At 49.7% G+C, this 384-nt stretch carries 1 other RNA gene; it reads right to left on the reverse strand.

Annotated elements, in window-relative coordinates:
* Positions 1-263: 263 nt before the first annotated feature.
* Positions 264-384: a transfer-messenger RNA gene (ssrA, locus tag GVL03_RS21780) on the reverse strand; the annotation flags it as partial.

Raw genomic sequence — 384 nt, forward strand, 5'->3', positions numbered from 1 at the left:
TCCTTGGGCTTAGCAGATTCAATTTCTTTAACGGATAGAGGTTTGGTTTGTCTTGCCATTGCCGGGTTTCCATAGTTTTAGGCACCTCAAAAACAATAAAGCTTTATGAGGTGCCTAACAAGGTGCCTAAAAGGTTCGGATTTAATTAGTCGGCATCAGACTTCGCGGGACAAAATGAGGGCACAAAAAAGCCCGCAGGGCTTGCGCCGTGCGGGCTCTTAGGACTTCATCGGATGACTCTGGTAATCACCGATGGAGAATTTTGGTGGAGCTGGCGGGAGTTGAACCCGCGTCCGAAATTCCTACATCCTCGGCACTACATGCTTAGTCAGTCTTTACATTCGCCTGGCACCTGCGGACAGACACGCCACTACCAGACTAGCC

This window comes from Microbacterium sp. 18062 (assembly GCF_902706225.1).
Classification (GTDB): Bacteria; Actinomycetota; Actinomycetes; order Actinomycetales; family Microbacteriaceae; genus Microbacterium.